This is a genomic window from Nostoc sp. 'Peltigera membranacea cyanobiont' 210A (assembly GCF_002246015.1).
Lineage (GTDB): Bacteria > Cyanobacteriota > Cyanobacteriia > Cyanobacteriales > Nostocaceae > Nostoc.
This window is the reverse complement of sequence record NZ_NOLJ01000003.1, coordinates 65,669-77,777: the sequence shown is the minus strand read 5'-3', so window position 1 is coordinate 77,777 and position 12,109 is coordinate 65,669. Positions and strand designations below refer to the sequence as shown.

At 43.4% G+C, this 12,109-nt stretch carries 9 protein-coding genes and 1 pseudogene; 6 read left to right on the top strand and 4 right to left on the bottom strand.

The features are described 5' to 3' along the window. Nucleotides 1–67: 67 nt before the first annotated feature. From CDG76_RS09585 to ssuD, 3 genes are all read right to left on the bottom strand, one after another. Nucleotides 68–838, bottom strand: a complete 771-nt coding sequence (locus CDG76_RS09585; RefSeq protein ID WP_094348821.1) for an ATP-binding cassette domain-containing protein — start codon at nucleotides 836–838, stop codon at nucleotides 68–70. Nucleotides 839–954: 116 nt separating this feature from the next. After that, nucleotides 955–1,785, bottom strand: coding sequence for an aliphatic sulfonate ABC transporter permease SsuC (gene ssuC / locus CDG76_RS09580; protein WP_094348820.1), 831 nt, complete (start codon nucleotides 1,783–1,785; stop codon nucleotides 955–957). A gap of 99 nt (nucleotides 1,786–1,884) precedes the next feature. Next, nucleotides 1,885–3,033, bottom strand: a complete 1,149-nt coding sequence (gene ssuD, locus CDG76_RS09575) for an FMNH2-dependent alkanesulfonate monooxygenase (RefSeq protein WP_094348819.1) — start codon at nucleotides 3,031–3,033, stop codon at nucleotides 1,885–1,887. Between the two features lie 542 nt (nucleotides 3,034–3,575). Here ssuD and CDG76_RS38240 point away from each other — a divergent pair. The 5 genes and pseudogenes from CDG76_RS38240 to CDG76_RS09555 all read left to right on the top strand — a co-directional run. Next, nucleotides 3,576–4,000 (top strand): annotated as a pseudogene (locus CDG76_RS38240) (hypothetical protein); the annotation flags it as partial. 514 nt (nucleotides 4,001–4,514) lie between these two features. Beyond that, complete coding sequence (locus CDG76_RS09570) at nucleotides 4,515–6,329, top strand: iron uptake porin (protein WP_094348818.1); 1,815 nt, start codon at nucleotides 4,515–4,517, stop codon at nucleotides 6,327–6,329. Nucleotides 6,330–6,836: 507 nt separating this feature from the next. Further along, a complete protein-coding gene (locus CDG76_RS09565) occupies nucleotides 6,837–8,483 on the top strand; it encodes an FAD-dependent oxidoreductase (protein WP_094348817.1) in 1,647 nt (548 codons plus the stop codon). Beyond that, entirely contained in the window at nucleotides 8,480–8,809 is a 330-nt protein-coding gene (locus CDG76_RS09560; RefSeq protein WP_094348816.1) for a 4Fe-4S binding protein, read from the top strand. The genes CDG76_RS09565 and CDG76_RS09560 overlap by 4 nt, the downstream gene beginning before the upstream one ends. Before the next feature lie 311 nt (nucleotides 8,810–9,120). Beyond that, the gene (locus CDG76_RS09555; RefSeq protein WP_094348815.1) at nucleotides 9,121–10,173 is read left to right on the top strand and encodes an ABC transporter substrate-binding protein; all 1,053 of its coding nucleotides are present in this window, start codon (nucleotides 9,121–9,123) and stop codon (nucleotides 10,171–10,173) included. On the opposite strand, the gene CDG76_RS36010 is transcribed toward CDG76_RS09555, so the two are convergent. Further along, complete coding sequence (locus CDG76_RS36010; protein WP_190240807.1) at nucleotides 10,140–10,505, bottom strand: hypothetical protein; 366 nt, start codon at nucleotides 10,503–10,505, stop codon at nucleotides 10,140–10,142. The genes CDG76_RS09555 and CDG76_RS36010 overlap by 34 nt on opposite strands. A gap of 74 nt (nucleotides 10,506–10,579) precedes the next feature. Here CDG76_RS36010 and CDG76_RS09550 point away from each other — a divergent pair, with 74 nt between their 5' ends. Continuing rightward, nucleotides 10,580–12,106 (top strand): amidohydrolase family protein, encoded by a 1,527-nt coding sequence (locus CDG76_RS09550; RefSeq protein ID WP_094348814.1) that lies wholly within the window; start codon nucleotides 10,580–10,582, stop codon nucleotides 12,104–12,106. Nucleotides 12,107–12,109: the final 3 nt, after the last annotated feature.

The window sequence follows — 12,109 nt, the reverse complement described above, 5'->3', positions numbered from 1 at the left end:
CTCGAAGTAGCCTATTTACCGTAGCTACCTCAAGTTTAATATTGATTGACTACAAAAAGCTTAAATTTCAACTACTCAACTGTAATAACTGGTTGTTTACCTGAGTATTATCATTGCTCATTACTCGTTCTAAAACAGCTTCTCTGATATTGATAAACACTTCGCTACTTCGATCTCGCGGGCGTGAAAGTCTCACAGGCAAATCCATAGAAATCTTTCCTTGATCAATCACTATCACTCGATCTGCCAACGCCACAGCCTCTTCCACATCGTGAGTAACCAAAAACGCAGTAAATCTTCGCTCTTGCCACAAGTTTTCAATCAAATGCTGCATTTCTTGGCGAGTTAGAGCATCCAATGCTCCCAAAGGTTCATCTAGTAACAACAAACGGGGCTGACTGGCTAACGCTCTGGCCAATGATACCCGTTGCCGTTGTCCTCCAGACAAAACATAAGGCCACTCATCAGCTCTATCTTTGAGTCCGACTTTATTGAGTACCCACAAAGCTTTTTCACGCCAATTACCTTCTAAGCCCAACCCTACGTTCTGAATAACGCGCTTCCAGGGCAGCAAGCGGGGATCTTGAAACATCACTGTTACAAAGCGGCTGAGTCTATGTAGTGGTTCTCCATCCAGTAGTATTCCACCTGAAGTTGCTCTATCTAATCCTGACACAAGACGCAATAAGGTACTCTTCCCACAACCACTTCGTCCAACAATAGCGACAAACTCACCTGCTTCAACTTCTAAATTCAGCGAGTTTAAAACAGTTTTATTGCCAAAAGCTTTCGTCAAATCCAAAATACTTAGTTGTGTACCCTGTACATTTGAACTCACTTGTAAAACCTCCTTTTGAGAACAATTGGAATTTAATTATTTGATGAGATGTTGAAGAAAGTAAACCACATTTAAAATCAAGATTTTTCAACCTTTGATTCTGGTGAACTTAGCATTTATGATTTTTGATAATTGGGATTCCAAGCCAAAAATTTTGTTTCTAATCCTCTGGCAACAGCATCTGCTAATTTACCTAGTAGTGCATAGATTAAAATACTCAAAACCACAACATCGGTTTGCATAAACTCACGAGCATTCATTGCCATATAACCAAGACCGGAATCTGCTGCGATCGTTTCTGCCACAATTAGTGTCAGCCACATAATCCCCAACGAAAAACGGACACCAACGAGAATCGAAGACAAAGCTCCTGGAAAAATGATTTGCCACAGAAGTTGTGGTGTTTTTAATCCATAGACTTTTCCCATTTCAATCAGTCCAGGGTCAACACTACGGATACCATGAAATGTATTGAGATATAACGGAAAAAATACCCCCATAGACACTAGAAATAGTCTAGCTTGATCGCCAATACCAAACCAGAGAATTACAAGCGGAATTAATGCCAGATTAGGGATAGTACGGAGCATTTGTAAGGAACTATCCAATAACTTTTCTGCTACAGGGGAAAAGCCATTGAGTAATCCCAAACCGAAGCCAATACTGCCACCAACTATAAAACCAGATATCGCCCGCCCTGCACTAATTCCTATATGTTGGAACAGTTCTCCAGTTGAGCCTAGTTTAATTGCTGTAGCGATTACACCACTTGGTGCTGGTAAAATCCTGGTTGAAAGTAGACCAGTTCTAGAAGCAAGTTCCCAAAGAACTAATACGGTAACAGGCACAATCCAAGGAACTATCTTCTGGAATTGTTGGTTTTCCCACAATTCGTTCAGGAATATTGTATTGTTGTTGCTTTTGGTGTGTTTAAGAGAAATAGTCATGATATTTGGAGTTTTAGATTGTCCACAAGGATGAATCTAGAAGCATCGTTCGCATAATTCGTAACTTGCTCTTTTAATTACGAATTACGAATTATTAGGTCATGAAGCACTTGTTAATTGTTTCGCAAATTTTTCATTGGCGAAATCTTCGCCAATGGGATTCAATAGTGGTGGCGTTAAAGGTGCAGGTTCACTTTGCAAAGGTAGGCGAGGAAATAATAATTCAGCGGTGCGATACGCTTCTTCTAAATGGGGATACCCAGAGAAAACGAATGTTTCTATCCCCAAATTCCGATATTCCAGCATCCTAGCGGCAACGGTGTCAGGATCTCCAACTAAAGCCGTACCAGCACCACCCCGCACCAATCCAATTCCTGTCCAGAGGTTGGGGCTAATCTCTAAGGCTTCTCGACTACCACTATGTAGTTGACTCATGCGCCGCTGTCCTTCAGAATCAGATTGAGCTAAGTCTTTCTGAGCTTTAGCGATCGCATCCTCATCCACATACTTAATTAGCTCATTGGCTGCATCCCAAGCAGCTGACTCGGTTTCTCGCACAATTACATGCAAGCGAATCCCAAAACGGACTGTTCTACCTTGTTCAGCCGCCAATTTCCTAACTTCGGCAATCTTTTGGGCTACTTGTTGTGGAGGTTCACCCCAAGTCAGGTAAACATCTATATGTTTAGCAGCAACCCGCTTGGCAGCAGCAGATGAGCCACCAAACCACAAAGGTGGATAGGGTTTTTGAACTGGTGGAAATAAGAGCTTACCACCTTTAATATCCAGGTAGTTTCCTTTAAAATCGACTGTTTCCCCACTGACGATACCCCGCCAAACTCTGAGAAATTCATCGGTTAAATCATAGCGATCGTCATGACTAAGATGCAAGCCATCCCCAGCCAGCTGCACCGGATCTCCACCTGTCACCACATTAATTAACAATCTTCCTTTAGAAATTCGGTCAAATGTTGCTGCCATCCGTGCAGCAGCACCTGGGGAAGTAATCCCTGGACGAATTGCCACCAGAAATTTCATCTGCTTGGTGACAGAAATGAAAGCAGCGGCAGTTATCCAAGCATCTTCGCAAGAACTCCCTGTCGGTAACAATGCGCCCGTGTAGCCTAAACTATCCACAGCTTGGGCAACTTGTTGTAAATAATCAGGTGTGACAACACGAGAGCCAATATCTGTGCCTAAATAGCGTCCGTCATGAGATCCAGTAGGAATAAACCAAAGAATTTGCATTTGTGTCAGGCAGGGTATAAGGGTATTTTCTACGATAGATCGATCGAATTACCGTAGTTTATAGTCAGCATTTTACAGGAAATTATTTAAAACGCCAGTGATAGATTAACGATTTATAAAGAATAACTGCCTACAAGATTGACGTTTTCACGCACAATGCCAATAATCATGACACTTTTTTTGCAACAATAGCTGTCGTGAAGAATACAAGTTTTGTGTTAATTACCCACATTTTTGCGACTTTGAAGTGTTCACTTCTAGTTTCATCGACAGAAACCTTGCTAACTTGCACTTTCTAAGTCTGTGTTTGGATAAAGGTTACGATCTTTGCGTTCTTGGGTTAGCTTTCAGCAAACAGCAATTCGGTTCGAGCGCAACCCCCGCTTGGCTGGGGAAGTTATATCATTGTCCGCTTGATTACTTACTAAACCCCAAGAACCCCACCCCGCCAAAGCTATGCTTTGTCTCCCCTCCCCGCCGGCGGGGAGGGGCTGGGGGTGGGGTGCAATGACTATGGGAATCACAACTAATTACCCGAACATGATATTAAATACACTTTTAGCAAATCCTTAGCCCTTGCTATCAATGGTCTAGTGTCCTTTTCAATAGTGCCACTGTGGTTATCAACCTACTTAGGCTTAGTAGCAGCGACGGCTTTATTAAGCTGTTGTGCATACAAGTTGCACAATTTAAATTGTGGGTAAGAACTTCAAACCCTCTCCCCTGCGATCTCAACGTGTAAATTAAGTACTTAACAGCTTAGTCTTGTATCGGCGTCTTTTTGTCCCCTATTCGCCTTTAACCGGGTTTACGATTATTTTGATGGCAATTTTCTGCCTCGGATCTGTGCAGTTAGTTCAGTGTTGGCATTTAAGGCGAATATATAGGGCGCATCTACGAAGAAAAAGTACTAGGTCTTGCATTGTACCAAGCTCTATGCAAAGATAATTCTACCAAAGTACGGTAAGTCGATAGAACTATCGTACTTATGTAACGATTGATGCTGTCAAAATATAGCTGATTACAAAATAGTGTTTTCAACTAATGTTAATTGGCAAATAGTCACTTGAATCGAAATCAAGCTTTCGTCAATGTCAGTAGCCATTGATGAACTTTGTACAGCATAACCAAAAAATGGACTTTAGGATGTTTCAGAAGTATCAGTTTATATAGTGTGTGGTTGAGTTTCCCTTAAAAGTAGAGAAGTCTTTGCTAAGTCCGTTATTGTCTAATTCCAGACGTTTTAGGCTTATTTTAAGCGTCATAATTCCTAGCTAACTGCGAATTTTGGATTGTAGACTCAACTACTTAGTACTGGTTTCGATATTTATCAGAATTTTGCGCTTTTTTCAGCAGCTAAAGCTTTGGTAAATCGATGTTCTAATCGTTGGCTACAAACATTAGAACAATGATTTATCTTGTCTTTTCTGTCAAATCAAGGGCGAACTTATTCATCTTTAAGGTTGAGGAGTTAAGGAGTCATGTCAAAATTTCGCTGGAATTATAGATCCATAGTGTTCCTGCTTTCGGTGCTAAATATTCTAGCTATACTGGTTTTTCATCCAGCTAAAAGTCAGGCTGAATTACCGAAATCTGATCTATCTACTATTGAAGTAGAAAAGAACAAAGCTCCAGAAGCAGTTGTCAATCAAACAGTAGACACTTTAATTGCACCAGTCACTCTTAAAAAAGCTCCAAACGATCTCCGAGATCGAGTGATACCTGTATCGCAATTGTTGCAAGCTACACCGCCAACTAAGCAAAAAGCTCCAAATAATGCAGCAGGACAAGTGACATCCGTCTCGCAACTATCAGATATTAAGCCGACAGATTGGGCATTTCAAGCATTACAGTCTCTAGTTGAGCGCTACGGTGTAATTGCAGGATATACAGATGGTACATTTAAAGGCGATCGCTCCCTAACGCGCTATGAATTTGCCGCTGGGTTGAATGCAGCTTTAGATCGCCTCAATGAACTAATAGCGACTTCGACAACAGATTTAGTCAAGCGCGAAGACTTGGATACCATCAAAAAACTACAAGAACAATTTTCTCCAGAACTCGCTCAACTTCGGGGACGCGTAGATAGCCTGGAAGCACGAAGTGCGAAGTTAGAAGCAACTCAGTTTACGACCACAACCAAACTTATAGGTCGAGTCCAGATTGTTGCTAGCGAACTTATAGCGGGCAATAACGTTGTCACCAAAAGACCAGCACCTAACAATGTCACACTTCAAGGCTCAACGACTTTACGGTTAAACACCAGTTTTAACGGAAAAGATTCACTAGGTATAACAATAGGAGGTGGAAATATTGAATCACTAGGACAAACAAGAGCTGGATTATTGGGAACTTATGAGGGGAGAACTGCTGATAACTCCAGTATTACTTTTGCACGCAACACTCTTATTCTCAGTGGTGTTCGCTATCGGTTTCTACCTTTTCCAAATACCCAAGTCAACATTTATCCCTTGTCTGACGGAGCTAGTGAGATAGGTCTTTCTGGCCCTATTAACCCATATTTTGAATCGTCTTCTGCAACTGGTGCTAATGGGATTTCACGATTTTCACGGCGGTCTTTGGTCTATAACTACGGAGATAGCGGCCCTGGAATTGCTATACTCCAGGGATTGGGCAAACAACTTCAATTAGGGATAGCGTACAGCGCACCAAACGGTGGTAATCCCACAACTAATAACGGCTTATTTACAGGCAGATATTTAGCTTTAGCACAGTTAATATACTACTCTTCTAATCGGAATTTTCGGGTGGCGGCAACTTACGTCAATACCTATAGCCCACCAAATACTCTAGGTTTTAGTGGAACAAATTTCGGCCCAGCAGTCGGGAGTAACCTAGTAAACAGTACCGTGGCTGGAGCCCCAACTGTGGGCAATCTTTATGGTCTACAGGCGTTCTATCAAGTTAATCCCAAGTTCGCAATCAATGCCTGGGTAAGTTATGCAGCACACCGCTATTTGGGGCGCGGAGATGGTGAAGCTATGGATTGGGCGGTAGGACTGGCATTCCCGGATCTTTTTAGTGAAGGCGCTCTAGGGGGGGTTTTAGTTGGTATGGAACCAAAAATGATTAGTCTCAGTAAGGGTGTAGATTTGGGGGCAGGTGCGGGACAAGCCGACAAAGATACTTCCCTGCACGTTGAAGCATTCTACCAATATAAAATCGGAGATAATATTGAGGTGACGCCGGGTTTGATCTGGATTACTGCACCGAACTCAGATTCCAGCAATCCTGATAGTTTATTTGCTTGGGTTCGTACTGTCTTTAGGTTTTAACCTTTGACACTCCCCGGACTGAATAAAAATTTTTACATTCATTTAATCAAAAGTCCGGGGATTCTTGAGTCTTAAGGGAGCAATGTTAGCGCCGCAAGACAAAGCCCAATCGAATTTCGCGCCTTTTCTATCTAGACAAAACCGTTTAGAAAAATTTATTAAACTACTGTAAATTTATCGAATTTAAATATTTTATCAACCAAAATTAGGCCACTACACAAAAGACGTTACAAAGCAAGTTATTGAGAAAGATAACTCAGTTGGTTTTACATAAATTTACGTTTGGAGTTGTTTGGTAAAATGCTTGCTTTTTGTTGAAAACTGTGAAAGACTTTATTATGCTAAAAACTACGGTTTATCGATCGGTTTAAAGTATTTAAGTAATATCAAGCTAGTCAGAACCTGTATTAAGGGGTCGCAATTTCTAGATTTTTAAATATTTATTTTGCAGTATGGATGGGGTGAAGACTTGATTCTTAAGAGTTTATTGATGAGGGGAAATGGTAGATGCTGAAGACGTTAACAACCGATTTTGAACTCGACTTAAAAGCAGATGTGCTTGTGATTGGAGGTGGGCCAGCTGGAACTTGGGCGGCATGGAGTGCTGCATCAAATGGAGCTAGAGTTGTCCTCGTAGACAAAGGATATTGTGGTACGACTGGATGCGCTGCGGCATCTGGTAATGGTGTATGGTATGTGCCACCCGATCCAGAAGCACGAGAAACTGCAAAGGCGAGTCGGGAGTCGTTGGGTGGGTTTTTAGCCGATCGCAATTGGATGGATCGAGTACTGGATCAGACCTATGCAAACGTCAATCAGTTAGCAGAGTGGGGTTATCCCTTCCCTACCGACGATGAAGGCAAACCCTATCGGCGATCGCTGCAAGGGCCAGAGTATATGCGGCTGATGCGGCGGCAAATTCAACGCGCTGGAGTCAAGATTTTAGACAACAGCCCCGCCTTAGAATTACTGGTTGATGACGATGGTGCTGTTGCCGGTGCAACAGGTGTGAACCGTCAGACTGGTGAGAAATGGATAGTGCGTAGACGCGAAGCGGCTTGTCGCCAGACATCGCAGTCCACAATTATCGCAACTGGTGGCTGTGCGTTTCTCAGTAAAGCGTTAGGATGCAACGTCCTGACGGGGGATGGTTATCTGATGGCGGCAGAAGCAGGAGCCGAGATGTCGGGTATGGAATTTTCTAATGCTTATGGCATCTCTCCCGCCTTTTCTTCAGTTACCAAAACCCTGTTTTATAATTGGGCAACTTTCACCTACGAAGATGGTACTGTGATTCCGGGTGCAAGTTCTCATAGACGTTCAGTAATTGCCCAGACATTGCTGCAACAGCCAGTTTACGCCATTATAGATAAAGCGGCGGAATCGATGCGGGCATCTATGCGTTTAGCACAGCCCAACTTCTTTTTACCCTTTGATCGTGCAGGCATCGATCCATTTACTCAACGTTTCCCTGTGACTCTGCGTTTAGAGGGAACTGTGCGCGGAACGGGGGGAATTCGGATTGTCGATGAGAGTTGTGCCAGTTCTGTACGAGGACTCTATGCAGCTGGAGATGCCGCCACACGCGAACTGATTTGTGGCGGATTTACTGGCGGTGGTAGTCATAATGCAGCTTGGGCAATATCTTCTGGTTATTGGTCGGGGAAATCGGCTGCTGAATATAGCCGCAGTTTGGGAGAATACAAAACTCAACGACAAGTTAAGGGAGTTGGAGAGGTAGTATTACAAAGTGGGAGCGATCGCACCTTAGCGACTGATGAAATTATTCAGGCAGTCCAAGCTGAAGTATTCCCTTACGAAAAGAACTATTTCCGTACAGAACAAGGCTTAACCGAGTCTTTGGGTAGGTTAAATCATCTTTGGCAAGAACTCCGTAGTAGCCAGGTAACTTCAGATAAAGAGCTGATCCGGGCGCGAGAAACTGCGGCAATGGTAGCCACAGCGCGATGGATGTACAGCAGTGCCATTGAACGTAAAGAAACTCGTGGGATGCACAGACATCTAGACTATCCAGAACAAGATGCTAACCAGCAACATCACTTGATTAGTGGCGGATTAGATCGAGTCTGGGTGAAGAGTCAGTCTTTACATAGTACAGAAAAGTCACAATCCAAAATAGGAGCAGCAGTGTGATTGAGTTGGTCAGCGAGTCGCGGTGCATAGAATGTAATATCTGCGTGAATATTTGTCCAACCAATGTGTTTGACAGAGTGCCAGATGCACCGCCAACCATTGCCCGACAGAGTGACTGTCAAACCTGTTATATATGCGAATTGTATTGTCCAGTTGATGCCCTTTATGTTGCACCAGAAAGCGATATGAAAACTTCAGTCAACGAGGCAGAATTAATAGAAATTGGGCTATTAGGTAGTTACCGTGAAAACGTTGGTTGGGGACATAAACGCACCTCAACAGCAAAAGCCGATGAAACATTCCAAATTTTGAAGCAGATGAAATAGTAACGCGATGTGCAACTTATTCTTAGAACCCCGCTTCCATTCCTCTCCCCCACTCTTCGAGAGGCTTTGATTCTTGCTCCCCAACGCTAGTAGGGAAGGGGGTTAGGTCTGATATCATGTCCGCTTAATTGCTTATTAAACCCGAAGAACCCCACCCCCGCCAAAGCTACCCTTTGTCTCCCCTCCCCGCAAGCGGGGAGGGGAGACAAAGGGTGGGGTGCAATGACTGTGGTTAACATAACTAATTATGCGGACATGATATGAGAGAAAGTTTCACACTGCGTATATATAATACGGCGGAGAAAATAGTCATGCTGTCGTTACCAGTAGGAACAGGTTCTATCAGTAAAAATAAATTTACTTCCAGATTCTCAACTTCAGTGGCTTGTCTCCTACTGCTACTAACTACAGGATGTAGCCAAGGGGAAACTAAATCTGCTCAATCTGTTGAGGCTGTTAATGTCAATAACACTGTTGCTGCATCCAATAATATTTCTACCCTACGAATAGGTTATGTAGGTAGTTCAGAACCTACAGGGCCACTTGGTTGGGCAAAGAAAAAAGGAATTTTAGATCGTGAGTTGCAAAAAGCAGGATTTAAAAACATTACTTTTGCAAGATTTCCTAACGGGCCCGATCTAAATGAGGCGCTTGTCGCCGGACAATTAGATGTTGGTTCTTTAGGCGATACACCAGCCATAGTTTTGAGAGCAAGGGGTCAAGAAACCCGACTGCTAAGGATTACTCAATTTAATACAACCGCTTGGTTAGTGGCGAAAAAGAATGGTGCGCGATCGCTTGCTGAACTTAAAGGTCAAAAAATAGCTACCCAAAAAGGTTCTTATATGCATCGATATCTGCTGGGACTATTAGCTGAAGCTAAAATTGCCAAAGATGTAAAAGTTGTTCACTTAATGACTACTGAGGCAAAAGCAGCTTTAGAACGTGGTGATGTCGCAGCTTATGCAACCTCAAGCGATCTAGGCCCTTTTCTGAAATCACAAGGGTTTCCAGTGATTGATTCTTCTGCGAATCATAAAGGTCTTTCAGGGACATCATTAGTTGTCGCAACTGAAAGCTTTTTGGCGAAACAACCTGATTTTTCACATAAATTTAATGCAATCCTGACAGAAGCAGCCAAGGATTTAAAAGCCAATTCTGAAGAATATTATCAGTACCACGCCCAAATTACTAAATATCCCATCGATATCATCAAAGTATCGTTACCACTCAAACAAATATCAGAAGAACCATTACCAGTCGAGGGCGTGAAACTTTTAGAAGGGACAAAGAATTTTTTAGTTTCGCAGGGTTTAGCAAAGTCAAACTTTCAATTAACAGATTGGGCTATTAAAGAAAAATAAAGAGTGGAGAGTGGGGGAGATGAGGAGGCAGAAATCAGTAACTTTTCTGAGCAAGAAAAACAAATTTTTGTAATTAAGTCTTTTAAAGGTGCAACTTCCAGGCTAAAAGGCTCAACTTTCAGGCTAAAAGGTGCAACTTCCAGGCTAAAAGGCTCAACTTTCAGGCTAAAAGGTGCAACTCCCAGGCTAAAAGGTGCAACTTCCAGGCTAAAAGGTGCAACTCCCAGGCTAAAAGGTGCAACTCCCAAGCTAAAAGGTGCAACTCCCAAGCTAAAAGGCTCAACTTCCAGGCTCAGAGGTGCAACTCCCAGGCTCAAAGGCTCAACCGTCATATTTCAAAAGCTTTTTGCTTCCCTCCTGGCTCCTGCCTTTTGAGTAATCCATCTACAAATTCAGGTAAAATGCTATGACTATTGCACTAGACCGTCCACAGAAAACTAAGTCTGCTCAAATTCGGGAAAAACTGGGTTATCCGATCATCGACACTGATGTACATACCCAAGAGTTTCCCCCAGCATTCTTGGATTATTTAGACCAAGTTGCTGGAACTGCGATGCCTACGGCGGGCTACGCCTACGCACAGCGTTTCCAAGAACACTTACCCGGTGCATCTCGCTCTAAATGGTTTAAGCAATCTTGGGATGAACGCCGCGCTAACCGCACCGCCCGCCCTCCTTTCTGGACTCGTCCCACTAACGATGCTTTAAATTTAGCTACCATTAGCTTACCGAAGTTGTTGCACGAACGCTTACAAGAAGCTGGTACAGACTTTGCCGTTGTGTACCCCAACTTGGCAACGATGGCACCACACATCGGCAATGAAGAAATGCGGCGGGCTGTTTGTCGTGCGGCTAATACTTATCACGCTGAGATTTTCCGTCCTTATAGCGATCGCTTAACACCCATTGCTGCTATTCCCATGAATACGCCCGAAGAGGCGATTGAAGAGTTGGAATATGCGGTGAAAGTGCTGGGACTCAAAGCAATTCAAATCCCCGGACATATCCGCCGCCCGATTCCCGCCTTCGAGAAGTATGGCGAAGAAGTAGCCAACGAAGCCATCTGGATTGATACCTTTGGCTTAGATAGTAAATATGATTACGATCCTTTCTGGGCGAAGTGCGTAGAACTGAAAGTTGTACCCACCACCCACTCTTCTGGTATGGGCTGGATCAATCGGCGTTCCATTAGCAATTACCAATACAACCATATTGGTCACTTTGCATCGGCTGCGGAAGCACTATGTAAATCTTTATTCTTTGGTGGTGTCACTCACCGCTTCCCCACACTCAAGTTTGCTTTCTTAGAAGGAGGTGCAGCTTGGGGTGCTAGTTTGTACACCGATTTGATTTGGCATTGGGATACTCGCAATAAAGACCATTTGGTGGAAAATAACAATCCCGCCAATATCGATCGCGAAGAATTGCTAGAACTCTATACCCGTTACGGTGGTGAATTAGTACATGGTCGTTTGGATCAACTAGGTAGCGGTTTAGGTTTTCACGCTGAGTTAGTAGCGCCGTTAGAACCTGGTGATTTAGATGAATTCGCCGTTGCAGGAGTTACCAAGCCAGAAGATATCCGCGATCGCTTCTTGAATCACTTCTACTTCGGGACAGAATCGGATGATACCCGTGTAGCTCAAGCCTTTAACCGGAAAGCTAATCCTTATGGCGATGCCTACGGCGGGCAAAGCCAACGCGTTAAAGCCTTCTTGGGTTCCGATTCCGGTCACTGGGATGTACCTGATATTACTGCGATCGCTGCTAATACCTATTCAATGGTAGAACGCAAGATTATCACTGAAGAAGATTTGCAATATTTCCTGTCAATTCATCCCTTGGAGTTGTACACCAGCCTGAATCGTGATTTCTTCAAAGGTACGGCTGTCGAGAAAGCAGCAGATGAATTTTTGGCTGGGAAATTAACGTAAGAG

Excerpts from the sequence above, each read along its gene's own strand:
- CDG76_RS09565 (WP_094348817.1), top strand. The coding sequence starts at position 6,837 with ATGCTGAAGACGTTAACAACCGATTTTGAACTCGACTTAAAAGCAGAT.
- CDG76_RS09550 (WP_094348814.1), top strand. The coding sequence starts at position 10,580 with ATGACTATTGCACTAGACCGTCCACAGAAAACTAAGTCTGCTCAAATT.
- ssuC (WP_094348820.1), bottom strand. The coding sequence starts at position 1,785 with ATGACTATTTCTCTTAAACACACCAAAAGCAACAACAATACAATATTC.
- ssuD (WP_094348819.1), bottom strand. The coding sequence starts at position 3,033 with ATGCAAATTCTTTGGTTTATTCCTACTGGATCTCATGACGGACGCTAT.
- CDG76_RS09570 (WP_094348818.1), top strand. The coding sequence starts at position 4,515 with ATGTCAAAATTTCGCTGGAATTATAGATCCATAGTGTTCCTGCTTTCG.
- CDG76_RS09555 (WP_094348815.1), top strand. The coding sequence starts at position 9,121 with ATGCTGTCGTTACCAGTAGGAACAGGTTCTATCAGTAAAAATAAATTT.
- CDG76_RS36010 (WP_190240807.1), bottom strand. The coding sequence starts at position 10,505 with ATGACGGTTGAGCCTTTGAGCCTGGGAGTTGCACCTCTGAGCCTGGAA.